The following is a 21,161-nucleotide window of genomic DNA, read 5'->3' as shown; positions in this document are numbered from 1 at the left end:
CGTGGTACAACCGAATGGATTGGTCGACACTACATTGAACAGGTTCACCCCAGCACCTACACTTACTGCCGTAGGCGTACCCAGCAGGTTACCTAAGCCCAGCAGACCACCTTGACGGAAGACATTCGTCAGACCCGTCAGACCAGACAGGCTGGTCAGGTCAAGTGACGTACCTACGCACAAGCTTAGATTGATCGGTGCTACCACCGGCGCATCCACCCCACTCACCGAGATTGGTGTAGCTGTGGTGCAACCGAATGGGTTAGTAGACACCACGTTGAACAGATTCACACCAGTACCGATACTTACTGATGGGTTAGCTAACACATTACCCAGACCTAGGAGACCACCTTGACGGAACACATTCGTCAGACCAGTCAGACCAGACAGGCTAGTCAGGTCAAGTGACGTACCTACGCAGAGAGACAGAGCAATCGGGGCCACTACGGGCGGGTTAACACCCGTCACCGAAATCGGTGTGGCCGTGGTGCAACCAAACGGGTTAGTCGAGACCACATTAAAGAGGTTCACACCCGCCCCGACACTCACCGAAGCTGGTGTACCTAGTACATCACCCAGCCCCAACAATCCACCTGTACGGAAGACGTTAGTCAGACCCGTCAGACCAGTTAAGCTTGTTAAGTTCAAATTAGCCCCCACGCAGAGTGATAAGTTAATCGGACTTACGGCAGGAGCCGGAACGCCTGTTACAGAAATCGGCGTGGCAGCGGTACAACCAAACGGATTAGTCGATACGACATTGAAGAGGTTCACGCCGGCACCGATGCTTACCGCCGTAGGTGTACCCAGCAGGTTACCCAAGCCCAGCAGACCACCACTACGGAAGACATTGGTCACCTCTGTTAAAGCTGTCAGGCTGGTCAGATCAAGCGTAGACCCAACGCATACCGATAAGTTAATCGGCGCAAGAACAGGATTGGGAACGCCCGTGACTGAGATCGGCGTGGTGGCAGTACAACCCAGTGGATTGGTGCTCAGCACATTAAATAGATTCACTCCAGCCCCAACAGTCAAGTTAGTGGGTAAGCTAGCCCCGCCTGGCAACGTGTTTATAAGCCCGGTTAGTATATTATTCTGACCCAGTAAAGTGGTTAGGTTCAGCGGTGTACCAACGCACAATGAAACGTTTACCGGTGCCAGAACAGGTGGCTGATTCACAATCACTGTCACCGGACAACTGCTTACTAAACCGCCCAATATAGGCACCTGCGCCAAAAAGGTCGTTGTTGCCGTTGGACTGAGAATATTTGACGTGAGCGGAGTCAACGATCCCAGCGCACCTACCGTATTGAGAACAACAGAGCCAAGCGGAATAAGTCCCCCTAATGAAGTCGACAACGTAACTGCCTGACCCACACAAATAGCCGAAGCCGATGTGGTCAAACCCAACAACGAAGCCGGAGTAGACGTGACCGACACAACACTGGTTGTAAAACAGGTTGCACTGCTGACTGTCACGGTGAAGTTGTTGACACCCGAGTTCAGGTTGGTTACCGTGGCAGTCCCCGTAGAACCACCCGTTATATTTACGCCTGCCGGACCGGCAATGGTATAGGTATACGCGCCAACCGGGCTAACCGTTGTGGTCAATACCACTGGCTGCCCCTGGCAAACGGCATTACTACTGGCCGTAAACGTCACCGATGGAGGTAAACAAGGTTCAAAGCCAAAATCGAAAACGTGGTTGTTGTCGCCCGGAGCACCGGTTGTAAACGCTGTTTTCACGAAACTGCCGGTCAAAATCTCGCCGTCAGAGTCGCGCGTGTCTTTGGTATTGCTACTTACGTTAGCCTGTGCGGGTATTGCATTGAGCAACACGCCACCGGTAGCAAAATCAGACGCCCTATTTATGACCAACACATAGCGCGTATCATACTTTAACCCGTTCGCGGCTTGCGTAAAATAATACTGGCCGTTGGCATCTGTCAACGTGGTTGCACTGACGGGCTCGTTAGGTAACCCATCACCGTTGGTATCTTCTACCAGCGATACCCTGACCCCCGCAATGGGCGTATCAGAGGGGTCCTGTATTCCGTTTCGGTTTAAATCCCGAAAAACGTAGTTACCCACTTCCAGCGGAGCTGCTTCCAAAAGGGCCTCAGCCTCGCCCCACACGTTGGCTTTATAAATGTCTGTTCGGGCCACTTCACCCGTCACCAGATTTCCCAACAACAAAATATCACGGGTACGCGACCCGTTAACCCGGTTTAAAAAGGTAAGCCCGTTATTCCCCGCCGACCGAATGTTATCAACGGCCCCCATTGCCAGTTCCGTAAAGCCCGGTATGGCAATCAGGTTACCTGTACTGTAGGCCCCTTCTGTACCATTTGTGTTAAAGAATACGCCATTGCCGTTACGCACCGAGAACCAAGGCAATGTCAGGGTGTTGGCCGTTGTCCGGCTTCCCACCACGCCGTTGTTTTCCAGCGTGAACGAAGTACCGTTGCTAGACGCAATCCAGACACCCTGCCCCGTAGTTGTTCGGCTTCCTGAGTTGGCATCCATAAACCGGTTCCGGCCACCCACGATCATATACGTGGTGCCATTTGGCTCTATATCGAAGACAATATCAGCCAGCGACGCGTGCTCTACGTTGTTATTCGTCAGTTCGTTAGAAACAATACTGTTGTTGGCGCTGGTCGACCAGGGTATGTTTGGTTCATTACGATACACGCCTTCTGTGCCGGTACCGCCCGCCTGTAAAGTGAAGTTCAACGGTATTTGCACCTCCTGACGAAATGTAGTCGTGGCTGGAGCAGGATCAAACGAATAGATGGTTCCGGTTAGGTTGGCCGCTGCCGGACCAGTACAGGTAACGGTACAATATATACGTCCATTCTCTGGGTGAATGCCCAGGCCTAAAACAGCATTGTAAGGGCGGGCAGAAGGGGCAGGCGTTGCAGGATCGGTAAACGAGCCAGTACCACAGGGGTTGGTTGGCGTGTATGTGCGAATACCTGCCGTATTGGGGGTACCATCTGCGTTAACCGGAATACCATAAATCTGACGGGAAAACAAATTGACTACGTACACGGTCCGCCCATCAGCCGAGAACTCCAGATCACCCAGGCTCAAATGCCCGACTTTGTTGTGCTCGAAGCGTTGCACGGTAACGGGGTTGGCAACACCGGCTACCGTATTGGTAAACGATAAATTCGGCGTAATGGCGGGGTCAACACCAGCTACGTTGGCGCCAAGTGCCGTTTCCAGATCCAGCCAGAGCGCGGTAGCCGTGGCGTTGCCCGATGCATCGAGCGTAGTCACATAAATGCGGCCCTCTCCCCCACCTCCGTTGGCACCAATACCCGTATAGGCCCGCTCAAATGCACTTGTTAACAGTCGGTTACGACGTTTGTCATAAGCCAGCCCATAAACGGTTCCGGTTTGGCCGAAGGTAGTCAACACGGCTTTGCTGGTCACGGGCGGGTTCTGACCAGGCGCGTAATAGTTTTGACCAGTGCTCGTGGTTGTATTGGCTGCGGCCCGGGTAGCGTTAGTCAGCGGACCACCGTTGATGTATGGAAACCGAATGACCATTGGTTCGGCGCTACCAGGAGAACCAGTGGCATTACTGGGCTGAGGCAGGGCAAAACAGGCAAAAGCCACCTGAGGGCTATCCTGCGCATGCTGCGAACCAACGCCAAAGGTGAAGTCAACGCCGGTACTGTTTCGGGGTACAGTGATGACCGTAGTGCGGTTGTTGGCACCTCGCGGCCCAGGGGTTAGGGCCGACAGGCTCGTTGGCAACCGACATTCTACCAGTACCTGCGCGCCCGTGTAGGTACCAGGTACCGCTACCGACCAGGTCCCATTGGCCGCTGAGGTCGTGTTGCCCAACACCTGTTCATTGTCACCGTAGACCGTGATAAGCGCCCCCGTCAGACCGATTTCGGCAAAGCGAGTCTGTATGGCGGCAGAAACACCACCGGTGCTACTGAACGTATTCGTTACAGCAGCATCGGCCACACCGTTCATCTTGAACTCACGATATACTGTGCCAGATACCTGCGCCTGAGCTGAGGTACTCAACAAAAACAATACACCTGTTAATATGAACAGTACTTGAGTTAACAAGGAAGATACCTGTACTACTGTTGACCGGTATTTTCTTCCAAAAAATGTGGACGGGAAAATGTGTTTCATATGCAGCCGCTGAGATGATCGTGCGACTGACTGCTTACCAAAACTATGCCATGCTCATAAAATCTATATACTTACAGGATTAATACTTATTGTATACAAATACGTATAAGATAAAAACACTAATATTATAAAGCATAAACACAGTGTATATTTAGTATATATTGAAAACAATACGTACCCTACCTTAAATGTACATAGCCTACCGCTTTTAGGCATAGTTATTGTTCAGGTAGGCGATTTACCTAAAGCTATTCTGCCTTAATCCTCTTCTAATACGGCAGCGTTACACGCTCGGGTAGCGTTCTACCCTGACCACTTAATTGCCCTTTCAGGTGTTCAATCTGCTCAGGCACCTTTTTATGGCTTTTCTCAACGCGCTGTGCTGCCTGCACCAACTCCTGGGTATCAATTGGTTTCAGCAGCTAATCAACGGCACTATACCGGAAGAAGCGATGTAGTACAGGCTGAAAACTACACGTATCAGTGCCAATAAAATCAGAACAAAAGCTTTGACAATCTGACAATCTATTCCTCCGAATTAATTCGCTCAGACACAAAAAAGCCCACTGATGTGCGTCAGTGGGCTTTTAATTCATTCAGGACAGTGCTAAGCTGTCAAATCGGTATCTGGCTTTTTGCCCAGCACATCGTCGATTGCCTGTTCGGCATTGGGAAAGTTGGTTTTCAACAATTCCGCCAGTTGGGTTTTCAGTTTCTCAAAATATTCGGGGGCGTTGTCGATAGCGCCTTCGGCTTCTGATTTCAATTGGGTGCCTTTCTCTTTCAGGTCGGCCACCATTTTCTCGCCATCTTCGGTTTGCAGGTATTTATTGAGTGCTACGCCGGCAGCGGCACCCAAAACGAATGTGGCCAGGTGTTTTGCATTGACAGACATGGTATTGCGTTGTTTAGTGACCCACGAACGTACCGACAATTTTTGGGATTATCCCAAATTCTTATGTTGTGCGGTGCAGCAACCGGATAATTGAACGCGCAGGCTGACCGACGTAGAGTACTGGTCAACAACCCCATTTGTCTGTAGATTTGCCCCATGAAACGGCGACTATTCCTGGGTTTTCTACTTGTGCTGCTGGCGCTTGGTATCTGGCAACGTGAACTGATCAGCTACGGGTATATGCAGGCAAAAGGACAACTGCACATCATGCTCAACACCAAACCAGTCCCCGAGGTGCTGGCCGATCCAACCTACCCGGATTCGCTCAAAGCTAAAATCAGGCTTATTCAGGAGATCAAGCAGTTTGCCCAGGATTCACTTCAGCTGGAACCCTCTAAAAACTTCACCACCTTTTATGATCAGCAGGGACTACCCCTGATGTGGGTGTTAGTGGGGTCGTTGCGCTACGAGCTGACCCCGGCAGAGTATGTCTTTCCTATTCTGGGTACGTTCTCGTACAAAGGGTTTTTCGACCGGCAGAAGCTACTCAAAGCCGATTCGGTGATGAAACGAGAAGGCTACGACACTCGTATCAATGAAGTAGCCGCGTATTCTACACTGGGTTTTTTCAAAGACCCCATCTTATCAAGCATGTTGAGACGAAGCGATGGTAGCCTGGCCGAATTGATTATTCATGAGCTGACTCACGGCACGCTGTTTGTGAAAGATAATCTGGAATACAACGAAAATCTGGCCGATTTTGTGGGGGAATACGGTGCCGAGCGATTCATGGCGCAGAAATACGGCCGTGAATCAGTCGCTTACCAAAATTATCTGGCTACTAACCAATACTGGGAACGGTACGATGACCATATTCTTCGGGGAACTCAAAAACTCGACAGTGTTTATAGACTTCTTAAACCTTCAACCCCCGTGGCCGTCAAAGAGGCAACGAAGTGGAAAATGATCGAAGCTATCATGACATCATCCGATACGCTGACAGACGCACGGATAAACCGTTCAGGCAAAAGACGGGTCTGGACTAAAACTGACTTGCCCAACAATGCGTACTTTGTAGGGTTCCTAACGTATCGCAAGCAACAGAACCGGTTTAAAACCGAGTTTGTTACTCAATTTAAAGGTAACTTTCCACGTTATCTTACACATCTGAAACAAACCTATCCGTCTTTGTAACACACTGATTACTATGAGGAAAACGGGTATCACGCTGGCAATTCTGGCTATTCTGACGGCGGCTTTTACAACAGCAAATACTTACCGCCGCGTTGTCAATACAAGTTTTGGACCGGGCGAACATATTGAGTACAGAGTACATTACGGCATCATCAATGCAGCCGAAGCACGGGTTGATGTAGCCCATTCGCTTTACTCTGTAAACGGCCGTCCGTGCTATCAGGTGAACGTGTTCGGCCGCACTACCGGTGCTTTTGATTTGGTAACGAAAGTGCGCGATACCTGGCGCTCTTATATCGATACAGCGGCTATTCTACCCCAGAAGTTTTACACGAATATTCAGGAGAACAGCTACCGCAAAGAAGAAAACGTGACCTTCAACCATACCACCAATACAGTAAAGGCAGAAGAGAAAACAGAAAAAGACCTATTTAGAGTACCCGATAATGTACACGATGTGGTCAGCAGCTACTATTTTCTGCGTACCATCGATTTCAATAAAATTGGCATCGGTACCATCATCGAACTGCCTGCTTTCTACGACAATGCGGTGTATAACATGAAGGTGAAGTACCGGGGAAAAGAAACGATCAAGACCAAATTCGGTAAGATCAACACCATCAAGCTAAGCCCCATTATGTCGTCGAATGGCTTTTTTAAAGGCGAAGACGCGCTACTGATGTGGGTGTCTGACGATATCAATAAAGTACCCCTAAAAGTTGAAGTGGAACTCGCCATCGGCTCGCTCGACATGGATATCAAATCATACTCAGGCTTGAAGCAAAAGCTGGCGATTCAGAAATGAGAATTCAAATAAGTCTACTGTTTAATGTCTAAAGTTCAACGTTGCTTCGCTCATAGGCAACGTTGAACTTTAGACATTAAACAGTAGACTTATTTGCCCCCCACAACCGATTCCAACTAAGCACGCTATACGCCTGCGGTTGTGCGCCGAAGCTTTCGTAGAAGGCAACAACACTTTGCTTTTCTGGACTCTCGAAATCAAGCAATGTCGGTTCCGGCGTTGCTTTTTTTGGGTAAGTTTGAATCAGTTCATCAATCAACAGAGACCGCGCATTTAACCGGCGACCAGCCGCATTCGCCGCGTTGAACAGGTAAATAACGCGTTGGTGCTGCTCCACAAACAAGCCCCCGGCCACAATCTGCCCATCGGCCCAGGCATAGCGCAACGTACCCAATCCACGTTGTTGCAGGGAACTGAAAAGCGAACGAAACAGCCCGTAGGACCACTCAGCTACGCCAATCTCTCCGGCGTGATTCTCCCGGAAAAGACGGATCAACGGTTCGATATCAGTTGAATTCTCTACGCGCCAGTCAGGTACGTTGTCTATTCGGCGAGTGGCCCGGCGCAGGTTCATATTCCGGTCGGCCGTGTACCCAACCCTGGAATCATCAGCCAGCGGCAACACATGAGTATGCATAATCTGGCAACGTACCTGACGAGGCAACGCCACAAGTGGCTGATTGAGCAACAGATGCCACTTCGATGCATACCAGTACCGCTTGACAACAGCCTCCAGAAACGGAACAACATCAATTGGCTGAGCGGAAAAAAGTGCCAGAAACTGGCAGAAAAAAGGCTGATAAACCACCCAAAAACCCCACCGACGACGCAAAGGAACCGTCAACACAGCTACGTATTGGCCTGTCTCATCACTGAGAACAAGCCCTTCCCACTTCCAATCTGCCAGATCAGTTACAGCATCCAGATACCACGTATGACCATATATTAACGGGTTACTCGCCGTTGACACGCACAGATTCCAGGCATCATCATCGATTTGGAGGCGGGTCAGGAAGCGGAGCAAAAGTTAGTGTGAAAAAGAGATCAGAAATGCCCTAACCTGCTCGTGAAAATGACAGAAGCTACGCGACTGTTTGGCCAGTTCATCAAAATCAGCTTTCTTGGCAATTTCTTTGGCTATTTTTTCTATTGTGAACTGATCTTCTTTACCACGGTAAAGAACCTTTTTAAGCTCACTTTGAGGTCTACTCTCTACACCATTAGCCGTGATAGAGTCAATGAGATTTATTTTATATGCCTGATAAGCCAACCAATGCTCAATGGCTTGAACTGGCACGTATAAAACGATTATGTCGCCATAATCTATGTAGACCCTGCCCATTGCTTCCGACAGTTTTTTGCATTCTGCCTTATGTAGTAGCTGCTCTTTTTGATGATCGGCTCTGTCAAGATCGACCCCAACTAGTACCAGATTATGATCTTCGGTGATAGCTGCCGTACAGAATTTACCCGCTTCTGATAATACTCTAGACTTCCCAAGTCGCTTGTTCTTTGAGGCAATTTGACTTTGAACAGCCTGAACGTTATACCCTTCAGCGATAACTCTCAGATAAGTTGAAATAAACGCATACTCAGCAAACCCTTCCGCAATGAGTGTATAGTCCAGCCTTTTTATCTTTTTCATAGTACGTCAGCCGGTATACCACCTATCAAACCATACAGCCAATTATCCCCCAAGTTCTCCGTAAAATCGATAGGTTCTAACCCTTTCTGCCTACTTTTCTCGTGGGAGACATCAATAATATCTCGTTGAAGATTGCGCACATGCGTTGCTCCTTCTTCGTCTTTATCGAATACAAATACAGCCTCAGGCATTGAAGCGAACGCATTGACAACGTGCTCATTATGTGTTGTCAGAATAATCTGAATATCTTTCTCTTCAGCCAATTGAAAGATGAATTTCATCACCTCCCATATCCGGCGCGGATGAATTCCTTTCTCTGGTTCTTCCAGCAAAAGTAACTTTGGAGGATTCGGTTGATTTATGATGCAGAGAATCATTAAAAAGTAGATCACACCTTCCGATACTTCGGTAGTCGAATACCCAATATCATCTTTATCGAAAAAGCGTAAGCCTAACATGCTTTTACCTCCAACTAAAATTGGAGGTAATGTAAAATATTTAAATTCAGGTATGCACTGAGTCAATAACTCCTGAACTTCTTTAGCGTTATGCCTTTTATAAAATGAATCTAGATAATAATAAAATGATATAAGATTAGAACAGTTGAAATTTAAATATTGCTCTGTTGCAGATAGTTCTGCAAAGTGTACTAGTTTAGAAGGATCGGGTCTAAACGCAGTGGTACGTACATAATCAAAGAATTCACGTCGATGCCCTCCCTCTACTTGTCCGTCTATTTTTGCACCTAGACTATTTGTGAACCAATCGTTTATCAACTCTGCAACGCCTACATTAAAAGGTTCTGACGTAATTCGATACGACCTTTTAAAATGATATAAATTGTGTTGCTCCGTGTTGTAAGTTGTAGCCATAATCCCCATAGGGTCGGGCAAAAGCGTAAATTCAGCGGAAATATCTATTTGAAGATGCTTATGACTTATTTCTGTTAAGGCGTCAATAGTATAAGAATTTAACCCTGTATTAGTGAAAAACTCCAACGCCTTCAAGAAATTGCTTTTCCCTGAATTATTCGGACCGATCAGCAGATTTACTTTTTGTAAATCGAGCGTTACGTCTTTCAGGCTTTTGAAGTTTTGGATGGAGACGCGTTTAAGCATAACGAGCGGGAATCGGTTTACGCAATAGTACGAATTTTTAGCATAGCGTGGTCTGCGCTATCAACTCCGTTGCATGGTACTACAGACGCACACCGGAGAAGCAGCGCACCGCGGCGGCGGACCGCATCAAACCCAAAACCTCAAACCTGAAACGTCATTTAAAATACCCCTTCAATTTAGCTACCTGCTCTTTTGTTTCGGGGTTTTCTTTCAGCAGGTCGTTAACGAGCTGAATGGCGTGAATGACGGTGCTGTGATCGCGCCCGCCGAAATGGTAACCAATTGATTTCAAGGATAACTCGGTCAGCTCCTTGGCCAGATACATGGCGATCTGACGAGGATAGACGATCTCACGCTTGCGGCTTTTCGACTTCAGATCGGCAATCGTGGTGTTGTAGAAATCAGCCACTAGTTCCTGCACCGTATCGATGTTGATCTCTTTTTCGTCGTTGACAACGATGTTCCGCAAGGTGGCTTTGGCCAGATCAAGGTCGATTTCGCGTCGGTTCAACGAGGCCTGTGCCATCAGCGACACCACCACGCCTTCGAGTTCACGTACGTTGGTATTGATACTGTGGGCAAGGTATTCGATCACGCCATAATCGATATAAACGCCCTCGGCCTGTAGTTTTTTCTGAATAATCGCGATCCGCGTTTCCAGATCGGGCGTTTGCAGATCGGTAGTCAGCCCCCATTTGAAACGCGAGAGTAACCGATCTTCCAGACCATCGAGCGCACGCGGCGACCGGTCGGACGTCATGATGATCTGCTTGCCCGATTGGTGCAAATGGTTGAAGATGTGGAAGAAAATCTCCTGCGTCTTTTCCTTCTTCTGCAAAAACTGCACATCATCGATCACCAGCACATCGACCTGCATGTAGAACGACGTAAAATCCCGGATACCGTCGGTGCGAATGGCGTTCAAAAACTGATTTGTGAACTTCTCGGAGGTGACGTACAGGACAAATTTGTCCTGGTTATTATTCTTGATGAAGTTTCCGATTGCCTGCACCAGGTGCGTTTTCCCCAGCCCAACTCCGCCGTAGATCATCAACGGGTTAAAGGACGTTACCCCCGGCCGCGAGGCTACGGCGAAACCGGCATTCCGAGCCAGCCGGTTACAGTCACCTTCTACGTAGTTATCAAATGTGTAGGTGGGGTTCAGGTACGAATCGAGGGTAAGCGAATCGAGATCCTTGAGCGCGAAAGGTGAGCGAAGTACCGGGCTGACGTTATCGGGCTTGGCCGACTGCGGGCTTTTAGTGGTAGGCATGCTCACCGCAATGGGTCGGTTTTGCGCGTCGCCCTGATCGACCACAATCGAGTATTCAAGCTGACCGTCGCGACCGATTGCGTAATCGAGGGCCTTTCTGAGGGCGTGAATAAAATTCTCTTCCAGCCACTCGTAGAAGAATTCACTCGGTACCTGAATGGTGAGTACCTTCCCGTGGAGCCGTAGCGGAATGATCGGCTCGAACCAGGTTTTAAAGCTTGGTTCGGGCACTATTTCCTGAATAACACGCAGACAATTGTTCCAGACAATTTGTACTTCGCGTTGCATGGATCCGGGTGGTACGGGGGTGATCACTGATTGAACGTTAAGTGGTGCGGCGGTTACGGTCGCCAAAAGGGAGACAAAAGTAGCACAATTTACGAATTACGGACCGAGAAAAAACAGTGCGTATCTTTAGGCTGTTCTGTGACTTTGCCAACACCTATGCCGACCTCCTTCTCCCCCCCTTTTGCCCCCACCACACACGCCGACTGGTTGGCTCAGGTTCAAAAAGATCTGAAAGACAGCACCATATATGAAAGTCTCCGCTGGCATTCGCCCGAAGGATTCACTGTAGAACCGTACTATACGGCCGAAGACATGACGCCGGCAATGACTGTAATGTCACAAAACGGGCAAAAATCCATACCCGGCTGGTTGAATGCACCCGCCTATAATAGTGTGGCAGGCGACGAAAAACATCAGAATACAACCCTGCGCGAGGCCCTGTTGACCGGAGCAGATGCGTTGCTGCTTCAGATAACTGATGAATTGTCGTTGCCCCGACTACTCAACGGCATCAAGCTAAGCGATACGCCTGTTTTTTTTCAGCTGAATCCAGGCGTCGATGCTTCCCGGTTCATGGCAGACCTCCGTCAGATAGCTCCTTACCAATTACGGGGAGGTATGCTGACCGATGCTATACCCCCTGCCATACTGACCGACCTAATGGGTCAAAGTGTAACGTCGCCCAACTTCCGTACGATCGGCATCAGCAGCCATGAATTTCATTCGGCCGGAGCCACTGCCACACAGGAACTAGCGTTCACGCTGGCGCGACTAACCGAAACCTATGCGCAGTTACACGAAATGGGCTTCTCTGTTGAGCAGTTGCTGCCTAAAACAATGGTGTCTGTATCGGTTGGCACCAGCTATTTCGTAGAGATGGCCAAACTGAGAGCGTTGCGCGTGCTAATTGCCCGGATATGGCCTGCCGCTACGAGTTACCCTATGCTAATACACGGCCAAACCTCTACGTTTTACGAAGCCGCGGCCACCCCCTACACCAACCTGCTCAGAGCCACAACCGAGGCCATGGCAGCCGTTATAGGCGGGGCAGATGTGCTGACCGTCCGCCCCTACGACGCGGTGTTGAACCACTCCCCCGGCGAGTTCAGCCATCGTATTGCCCGCAACATCTCAACCATGCTGAAAGCAGAAAGCTACCTCGACAAAGTGGCCGACCCGGCGGCGGGCAGTTATTATATCGAGAACCTGACGTTTCAGTTAGCAGAAGCCGCCTGGGCCTTGTTTCAGAAAGTGCAGGAAATGGGTGGTTTCACAAAAGTGGTAGACAGTGGGTACGTTCATCAGGAATTAAACAAGGCCTATGCTGCCAAAGTTGATGCCGTTCAGAACGGGCGGGTACTCGTTGGCGTCACCAAATTTCGACACGACGAAGTGGGAGCAGAAGCTAAACCTGCGTTGAAACAAACAGATGTAGATGTAACTAATCGGCGATTAGCCTCGGAATTTGAATGAGCTATCTGTCTGGATTTTTCTTGTTAACCAGTCTATACCTGCTGGCTGGCATTCTTTATTTCAGCAAGCGCCGGGCAAACTATAACCCTATCCGTCACACGATCAGCGAGTTGGGTGAAATTGGCGCTTTGGATCAACGGTTGGTTAATTATGGTGTATTTCTGCCAGTAGGCGTACTCTTGATGCTGGCGGGTCTTTACACCCATCTGAAAACGCCAGCCGTTTACCCGGTTGGTTTGGCAGGATTGTCTGTTTCGGTTGGAATTGGGTACGTGATCGCTGCGTTTTTCCCCTGCGATGTTGGTTCGCCATTGAGTGGCAGCACCCGGCAACAGATTCATAATCTGGGTGGCTCTGTAGAATACCTCGGCGGAGCACTGTTTCTGTTCAACGTAACGAGCCAACTACCTGACCAGCCATTCGATACAGTCGGAAGCATTATTCTGATTGGATCGATACTTTTATCCGTCCGTAGTCTGTTTCCCTGGCGTGGACTCATTCAACGCTTCTTGGAAATTATGCTGTTCGGCTCCCTGATTTTTCTACCTTTTCGCTTCCTCTAAGCTATGCAACCGACCTCAACTCCTGCTGCTTCTACCAGTCAGCTTTTCACTACGTCTGAAGGCATTAAGCTTAAACCACGTTTTTCAATGGCTGACGTACCTGGCTCCGTAGCCAACTGGCAGGCTGGTATTCCGCCTTATTTACGCGGACCATACAGCAGCATGTACGTTCGGCAACCGTGGACGATTCGCCAGTATGCCGGTTTTTCAACGGCTGAAGCCTCGAATGCCTTCTACCGACGCAATCTGGCAGGAGGTCAAAAAGGGCTGTCTGTAGCTTTCGATCTGGCTACCCACCGGGGCTACGACTCCGACCATCCGCGCGTAGTGGGCGATGTGGGCAAGGCCGGGGTGGCCATTGATTCGGTTGAGGACATGAAAATCCTGTTCGATCAGATTCCGCTCGATCAGATGTCGGTGTCGATGACCATGAACGGGGCGGTGTTACCCATCATGGCGTTCTACATCGTGGCTGCTGAAGAACAGGGCGTTTCGCCGGAGAAACTGTCGGGCACCATTCAGAATGATATTCTGAAGGAGTTCATGGTTCGGAACACCTACATCTACCCACCAGCCCCGTCGATGCGGCTGATTGGTGATATTTTTTCGTACACCAGCCAGCACATGCCGAAGTTCAACTCGATCAGCATCAGCGGTTATCACATGCACGAAGCGGGCGCTCCGGCCCACCTGGAGCTAGCCTACACCCTGGCCGACGGGCTGGAATACATTCGTACCGGACTGGCCGCAGGCATGAGCATCGATCAGTTTGCCCCGCGCCTCTCTTTTTTCTGGGGAATCGGTATGAATCACTTTATGGAAATTGCCAAGCTGCGGGCGGGACGATTACTGTGGGCAACGCTGGTGAAGCAGTTTGATCCGCAGAATGCCAAATCGCTGGCGTTACGTACCCACTGCCAAACATCGGGCTACAGCCTCACCGAGCAAGATCCCTTTAACAATGTAGCCCGAACAGCCATAGAAGCTCTGGCGGCGGTGCTGGGCGGCACCCAAAGCCTGCACACTAACTCGCTCGACGAAGCCATTGCGCTCCCCACCGATTTTTCGGCCCGTATTGCCCGGAATACGCAGTTGTACCTGCAACACGAAACCGACATCACCCGCGCCGTTGATCCCTGGGGTGGCTCGTACTATGTGGAATACCTGACCAACGAACTTGTTGAAAAAGCATGGACGCTGATCGACGAAGTGGAACAACTCGGCGGCATGACCAAAGCCATTGAAACGGGATTACCTAAACTCCGCATCGAGGAAGCCGCTGCCCGCAAACAAGCCCGCATTGATGGCGGGAAAGACATTATCGTGGGCGTGAATCGCTACAAACCAGCCACTGACACTGTCATCGAACTACTGGATATTGATAATCAGGCGGTCCGTGAATCACAGTTGGCGCGGCTGGCGCAGGTACGTGCCGATCGGGATCAGGCGAAGGTAGATGAAGCGCTGGCCGCCTTGACAGCGGCAGCCGCCAACCCCACCCCTAGCCCCTCCCCGTTAGGGAGGGGTACCGCTTCGGCGTATTCCGTGGATGTTCCCCTCCCTAACGGGGAGGGGCTAGGGGCGGGGTCGATGGGGGCAAACCTGCTTGCACTGGCCATTGAAGCGGCACGGCACCGGGCTACGCTCGGCGAAATTTCAGATGCGCTCGAAACCGTATTTGGTCGGCATAAAGCCACCATTCGTTCCGTGTCGGGCGTGTATTCGGCAGAGGTATCAGATGATGAAAACTTCCGTATTGCGCGGGAAATGACCAATCAGTTCGCCACGGAAGAAGGCCGTCGCCCCCGGATTCTGGTCGCCAAAATGGGGCAGGATGGGCATGATCGAGGTGCCAAAATCATTGCCACCAGCTTTGCCGATCTGGGCTTCGACGTGGATATGGGGCCACTGTTTCAAACCCCGGCCGAAGTGGCTCGACAGGCGGCTGAAAACGATGTGCATCTCGTAGGTGTTTCCAGTCTGGCGGCGGGTCACAAAACGCTGGTGCCCCAACTCATCGACGAGCTAAAAGCCATTGGTCGCGACGATATCATGGTCATTGCTGGCGGCGTGATTCCGGCCGGTGATTACCAATTTCTGTACGACGCAGGCGTAAAAGGCGTTTTCGGACCCGGCACCATCATTTCCATCGCCGCCCAAAAAATCCTGGCCGAGTTAATGGGGTCGGCGGTGTAGGTAACGGTTTGATTCGAATAGCTGGCATCAATATCGCGACACTGCGCCGTCTCATTACGTTTGCCCTGATGTTGCGCAATTCTGCTTAACGCTCTTTACGTTTTTTTAAGAAAAGCCACTGCCAACCGATGGACAGTGGCTTTGGTCTTTGTAGTGACTTCAGACTTACTCAACCATGCGCTACTTTATTCTCTTTTGCTTAGCCGCCACCACGTCGCTGGCCCAACCAATAACTGAAAACCAGAAGTTAGCCTCGCTTTGTAAGGTTTGGGGGTTTCTGAAATACTATCATCCCAACGTAGCGTCAGGCAAGCAGGACTGGGATCAACAGCTCATTCGTTTGATCCCCGATGTTCAGCAGGCTCAGAATAAGCAACACCTTAACGACATCTATGCCCGTCTAATCGATAGTTTGGGAACGGTCAAGCGCTGTCGGAAATGCGTACAGACAGCTTCTCCCCCAGTCCTTGGCCAGCAGAATCTGGATTTATCTTTTTTGACCGATTCACTCCTGTTTACAGAAGACGTCCTGAACCGGTTAACGTACCTAAAAAACAATCGAAATCAGGGTGATAACTACTACGTGAAGCAAGATAAGCAGATTAGAAATACCAGCTTCGATAACGAGAAAAGCTATGCCGACATGTCAACGCCAGATCAATCTTACCGGTTACTGGCGCTGTTTCGGTACTGGAACATCATCCACTATTTCTTCCCCTATAAATACGCCCTTGATAGTAACTGGAACGAGGTGCTGCCTAAGCTGATTCCCGTTTTCCAACGGGCAAACAACCCTGAAACGTACCAGAAAGCTATTTATCAGTTAGTTGCCAGCATAAAAGACAGCCACGGATTCCTTGTTTCGACCGATAAAAATCGCTGCCTGCGTTGCGGCGATCTGGGTACGTTATGGCTCCCTTTTGAGCTCAAGCTCATTGATAACAAAGCCGTTGTAACCCGGATTTACAACGACTCGCTCATGAGTTCATCGGCCCTGACCGTTGGAACGGTAATCAGCGCCATCGACGGCCAATCTGTTCGGGGGCATATTGACCGAATCCAGCCTTATATCTCCGCTTCCAATGAGGCAGACGTACTCCGCGATGTTCGGGGGCTTATCGGCGTGAGCACACAAAAACAAGCAGCGCTTACCATTGATCGGCAAGGGAAAGATACAACGGTAATCGTTGCACGTTATACGTTTAGAGAGTTGGGGAGAAGCACGTCCAAATCGCTCAATTCACGGTATCCAATCAGCCAAATGCTGTCTGATAGTATCGGCTATGTAAACATGGGGCATCTGACACAACGAAAGATTGACAGCGTGATGAAGCCACTCATGAACACACGGGCCATCATTTTCGACTTGCGCAACTATCCACAAGCGACCTTATTGCTTGTGGGTTGGTATCTAACGGATAAACGACCAACATTTGCCCAGTTTACCCGGCCTAACCTGTCATTTCCGGGCGTTTTTGAGCAGATGGGCTCCTCAAAACTGCCGCCCGCCAGGGAAAAACCTTACGCAGGAAACGTTATTGTACTGGTGAATGAAGACACCCAAAGTCAGGCCGAGTTTACCGCTATGGCTTTCCGTACCGTTCCTACTGCCTTGCTTGTTGGAAGCCCGACCGCCGGAGCCGATGGCAACATATCGTGGGTGCCGTTACCGGGAGGCTACCGAACGGCCTTCAGCGGTATAGGCGTATTTTATCCTGATGGGCGGGAAACGCAGCGCGTTGGTATACTGCCCGACATCGTTGTAAAACCGACCATCGAGGGCATTCGGGCGGGTCGTGATGAGGTGCTGGAACGGGCCATCAAGCTTAGCCGGGGCAATTAGCTGACCTCCGCTTCTACAGGCCAGCGCATGATGAAAGTAGCTCCTTCGTTGGGTTTTCCGGCGGCCTCAATGGTGCCGCCGTGATTTTGCATCACGCGCTGGCAAATAGCAAGTCCTATACCTGTTCCAGCATACTGTTGCTGGCTGTGCAACCGCTGGAACAGCTTAAAAATACGATCACTATATCTTGGCTCGAAACCGATACCCTGATCGGCAATAGTTAACTGGTGCTGATCAGGTACGTTTCCTCCAACTAGCCGATTGTAAGTTATAGTAATGGTCGGCGCAGTATTGGGCAGATGATATTTAAGCGAATTACCAATGAGATTATCGAGCAATTGCCGGAACGAAAAGCGGATCAGCGGTACGGTTGGCAGTATCCCGATGTGCAGTATTGCGTTTTTCTCCACTATCGTCTCGCGTAGTTCGGTGCATACTTGTTCAACCAATTCGGCCAGATCAACGGACTCAACGGTACTTTCAACGGCGTTGATTCGCGAGTAGGCAGTCAGATCGCGAATGAGTTGCTGCATTCGTTCGGCGGCGGCTATAGAGCGTCTGAAAAACTCCTGTCCCTGCTCCGACAACGTACCTGCATCCTGCTCTAAAATGAGTTGGTTAAAACTCTTAATCTTTCGAAGAGGCTCCTGTAAGTCATGACTGGCAATGTAGGTAAAGGCGTTGGCTTCGGTCACCAGTTGCTCCAGTTCCTTGTTTTTCGATTCAAGCAACCGGTTTAGGTCAAGCAAACGTTGCTCCTGCTGTTTGCGTTTGGTGATGTTCATATCTATGCCAAACACCCCAATAGCTTCCCCAGCTTCGTTATGGATGATCTGCCCGATGGTATGAATGTATATCTCCCGCCCCAGCCTGTCGTACCGTCGGTACTCCATCTCCACGTCGTCGCCCTGCAATAAACGCCCTACCGCCGTTTCTAAAATAGGCAGATCATCAACGTGCGTCGATTGGGCGACACTATCGAGATCCACGCTGACTTCATCGGGCTCATACCCCCAAAACTGATACATTTCGGGACTCCATTGAATCTGAGTAGAGCCAAAATACCATTCCCAGCTCGCCATGCCAGCCATTCGCGTTGCCTGACTCAACTGAGCTTCTCGCAACAGTAACTTGTCCCGAAGCGTACGTTCCTGTTCAGGAAATGTCTCTTGTTCCGAGACTGATATATTAACCAGCGAAAGAGGATTTAGAGGAAACACAGGCATAATTTATGGGCTAAAGTAACTGGCAAACAACGCTCACTCTATGAAGGTACACAATCTATGAACCTATGACGTATATACTTTACAATAACGGCCAACAGGTAAGAGGTGTGCTTAAAAATTACTAATCGTTTTAAACAAAAAAAGCGTGATGCTGACATTGAGCCTGTTAACAGTATCAATATCAGCATCACGCTACCCTATGCCTGTGTACTCTCTTTAGTTTCGGGTAATCACCGAATCGGGTAGGAAACGAACATCCAAACCAGTTGCTTTTTTCAGGGCAGCGTAGTTGTTTTTGCCATCCTGATAAGCCGGGTTCACTTCCATCGATTTGTTGTAGTAATACGATGCCAGTTGGTACTTACCCTCGTTCTGGTAAATTACGCCAAGGTTATTATAGGCTGGCGCATACGACGAAGCCGCTTTGATTGTTTGCTTGTAATAATGCTTAGCCGAGTCGACGTTGGGGGTGATACGCTGGAAAACGTACGCCATCGAGAAGTACGACTCACCGAAATTTGGGTAAATCTTGCATGACTCCTGCAAGTGATCGAGCGCCAGACGAGCGTATTTACCCGTCTCTTTATTGTATTCGGGCAACATAGCCTGATACTTCTTCACCGAATCGGGTTTAGCCTGAAAGCGAGCCATCCGAACATTGGCGCTATCGATCTTGGCGCGCTCTTTCAGGCCTTTTTCAATCCACTCGTTGGCCACGTGGCGCTGTACCTGGCAACTTGTGGGCGCATAAGGAAGTGCCGAGTTGAAGAGGACAAAGTTGTTCTCCCAGTCTGGGTTGCGGGTGACGGTTTTGAACGAATACAACCCACAAGCTACAGCTATCACGATTGCCATCGGTATGTAATTGACGGCGTAAGCGGGCGTTTGTTTTGGCGTAAGGAAAGACTCAACGACCGACTGTCCGTCAACAGCCGGCCTTTCGTCAGGTACGTTGGCTTTCGCTTTATCCAGTCCGAATCGGGCAACGGCGGCCTGCACAGCCCAGACCAATACAAAAGCAAAACCCATCACGGCAGCATAGGTGAAACGTTCGGCCAGAATACCACCCCGACTAAAAATAAAGCCCAGGCCAGGCACCATGGTTACGAAGAACCAGAACAGACCAAAACCCCAGAGCGTCCGGCGACGGAAGCCAATCCAGGACAAGATTACCATACCCACCATGGAGAAGAAGCCCAGCCACGACATAATATCGCCTTTACCGCCCGTTGGAATCACGTTGAACGAGTAATCATATACCAGCGGATGCGGTAGCACCAGTAGCTTCAGGTAATACAGGAAGAACTTGAACATAGTCGACGTCTTCGTATTCAGAATGGCATACGGATAGTTAGCCCAGTCGACAGGTGGGTTACCGCTCAGGGTGCCAATCATTTTTTGCTTCTGGTAGAAGAACAACGCTGAAATGATCAGGAACGGCCACAGGCTAATCATAGACCGGTAGACGTTGCGACGGGCAAACCAGTATTGCATGGCCGGAATCAGCGCTAAGCTCACAATTGACGATTCCTTGGACAGAAACGCAAAGTAGAGCGAAGCACAAGCCAGGCCAACCCAGGTTGTAGAAAGCCCGCCCATAAGTACTACGCCGATAACGCCACCCGCCGTTGCACCAAACGAGTTGACCAGCAGACTGCTACCGATTACCCAACCAGCTACAACGTTGAAAATGGTGAGCAACGTACCCAGTGCAATATCAGCCGATGGCCCCTGATACCAAAACGACGTTTTGGCTTCCAACTGTTTCCAGGCGGTCAGCAGCATAAGGGCAATAAATAGAAAACTCAGCAGTTCGTCGCGGCCTTTAATGTTGGCCACAATCTCTGTATGAATAGGATGCGTGATAAAGACGAGGCCAATCAGAAACGCCACGATGGTTTTACCAGGCAACCATTTCTGCAACAACGCCCCAATGCTTAGGCCCGTCAGTCCGTACAACGCCGCATTGATCATATGACTGTATTCAGGGTGCTTATCGCCAAAAAACTCCTGCTCCAGCGCGAATGTGATCAGTGAGAGAGGCCGGTAGTAGCCCAGCGAAATGTTACTGAAGTGCCAGAACTCCGTGCGCATCAGATCGGGCAGGCCTTTTAGTCCCTGCTTCACAAACAGGTTTTGCCCAATGGCAGCAATATCGTCAAGGGCATACTGATGGCCGAACGTGTTGGCGTAGAGCAACACGCCAATGGCCGCCAGTACCAGCATGGGCCACCAGGCAACCGGACTACGGTCGATGGGAAGGTCAGATACAGAAGGGGTTGACGGACGGGGTGCGGCCGATGCTTGCGGTCGCGGAGGGGTAGCCACCGCCTGACGAGGCGCGGCAGCTTGTGGGGCTGTGTAGCCAGTACGTTGCGGTACGGCCGGTTTCTTTTTACTCATACGTATGGGTTGTGATACTAAAAATGCCCTAAAAACAGGCTAAATTGAGTTTTTACCGAGTTCAATGGCGATTGG

14 protein-coding genes are annotated in these 21,161 nt (G+C 50.0%); 6 read left to right on the top strand and 8 right to left on the bottom strand.

All coding sequences use genetic code 11. The features are described 5' to 3' along the window. Together ACAW87_RS03980 and ACAW87_RS03975 are read right to left on the bottom strand one after the other, a co-directional pair. Positions 1–4,053, bottom strand: a 4,053-nt coding sequence (locus tag ACAW87_RS03980) for an SdrD B-like domain-containing protein (protein ID WP_370721851.1), incomplete at its 3' end; no start/stop codon positions are given. A gap of 718 nt (positions 4,054–4,771) precedes the next feature. Beyond that, positions 4,772–5,059, bottom strand: coding sequence for a YtxH domain-containing protein (locus tag ACAW87_RS03975; RefSeq protein WP_370721850.1), 288 nt, complete (start codon positions 5,057–5,059; stop codon positions 4,772–4,774). Positions 5,060–5,215: 156 nt separating this feature from the next. On the opposite strand from ACAW87_RS03975, the gene ACAW87_RS03970 reads away from it, so the two are divergent. Further along, entirely contained in the window at positions 5,216–6,253 is a 1,038-nt protein-coding gene (locus ACAW87_RS03970) for an aminopeptidase (protein ID WP_370721849.1), read from the top strand. Positions 6,254–6,266: 13 nt separating this feature from the next. Further along, complete coding sequence (locus ACAW87_RS03965) at positions 6,267–7,058, top strand: DUF3108 domain-containing protein (protein WP_370721848.1); 792 nt, start codon at positions 6,267–6,269, stop codon at positions 7,056–7,058. Between the two features lie 76 nt (positions 7,059–7,134). Here the strand turns inward: ACAW87_RS03965 and ACAW87_RS03960 are convergent, their stop codons facing one another. The 4 genes from ACAW87_RS03960 to dnaA all read right to left on the bottom strand — a co-directional run bounded on the left by ACAW87_RS03960 (position 7,135) and on the right by dnaA (position 11,382). Continuing rightward, positions 7,135–8,082, bottom strand: a complete 948-nt coding sequence (locus ACAW87_RS03960; RefSeq protein ID WP_370721847.1) for a GNAT family N-acetyltransferase — start codon at positions 8,080–8,082, stop codon at positions 7,135–7,137. 3 nt (positions 8,083–8,085) lie between these two features. After that, a complete protein-coding gene (locus ACAW87_RS03955) occupies positions 8,086–8,703 on the bottom strand; it encodes a hypothetical protein (RefSeq protein ID WP_370721846.1) in 618 nt (205 codons plus the stop codon). After that, on the bottom strand, positions 8,700–9,821 hold the full coding sequence (locus tag ACAW87_RS03950) for an AAA family ATPase (RefSeq protein ID WP_370721845.1): 1,122 nt from the start codon (positions 9,819–9,821) through the stop codon (positions 8,700–8,702). Before ACAW87_RS03950 ends, ACAW87_RS03955 begins: the two co-directional genes overlap by 4 nt. A gap of 154 nt (positions 9,822–9,975) precedes the next feature. Further along, positions 9,976–11,382, bottom strand: coding sequence for a chromosomal replication initiator protein DnaA (gene dnaA, locus ACAW87_RS03945; protein WP_370721844.1), 1,407 nt, complete (start codon positions 11,380–11,382; stop codon positions 9,976–9,978). Between the two features lie 156 nt (positions 11,383–11,538). On the opposite strand from dnaA, the gene ACAW87_RS03940 reads away from it, so the two are divergent. The 4 genes from ACAW87_RS03940 to ACAW87_RS03925 all read left to right on the top strand — a co-directional run bounded on the left by ACAW87_RS03940 (position 11,539) and on the right by ACAW87_RS03925 (position 17,457). Continuing rightward, entirely contained in the window at positions 11,539–12,855 is a 1,317-nt protein-coding gene (locus tag ACAW87_RS03940) for a methylmalonyl-CoA mutase family protein (protein ID WP_370721843.1), read from the top strand. Next, positions 12,852–13,418, top strand: coding sequence for a DUF998 domain-containing protein (locus ACAW87_RS03935; RefSeq protein WP_370721842.1), 567 nt, complete (start codon positions 12,852–12,854; stop codon positions 13,416–13,418). The genes ACAW87_RS03940 and ACAW87_RS03935 overlap by 4 nt, the downstream gene beginning before the upstream one ends. Positions 13,419–13,421: 3 nt before the next feature. Beyond that, entirely contained in the window at positions 13,422–15,614 is a 2,193-nt protein-coding gene (scpA, locus tag ACAW87_RS03930) for a methylmalonyl-CoA mutase (RefSeq protein ID WP_370721841.1), read from the top strand. Between the two features lie 175 nt (positions 15,615–15,789). After that, positions 15,790–17,457: a S41 family peptidase gene (locus ACAW87_RS03925; RefSeq protein WP_370721840.1), complete on the top strand. Its 1,668-nt coding sequence runs from the start codon at positions 15,790–15,792 to the stop codon at positions 17,455–17,457. On the opposite strand, the gene ACAW87_RS03920 is transcribed toward ACAW87_RS03925, so the two are convergent. Continuing rightward, on the bottom strand, positions 17,454–18,683 hold the full coding sequence (locus ACAW87_RS03920; protein WP_370721839.1) for a sensor histidine kinase: 1,230 nt from the start codon (positions 18,681–18,683) through the stop codon (positions 17,454–17,456). The two genes, ACAW87_RS03925 and ACAW87_RS03920, sit on opposite strands and share 4 nt — an antisense overlap. A gap of 216 nt (positions 18,684–18,899) precedes the next feature. Then, complete coding sequence (locus tag ACAW87_RS03915) at positions 18,900–21,086, bottom strand: tetratricopeptide repeat protein (protein WP_370721838.1); 2,187 nt, start codon at positions 21,084–21,086, stop codon at positions 18,900–18,902. Positions 21,087–21,161 lie beyond the last annotated feature (75 nt).

The organism is Fibrella aquatica, assembly GCF_041321135.1.
Taxonomy (GTDB): domain Bacteria; phylum Bacteroidota; class Bacteroidia; order Cytophagales; family Spirosomataceae; genus Fibrella; species Fibrella aquatica.
This window is presented reverse-complemented; position numbering and strand designations above follow the sequence as displayed.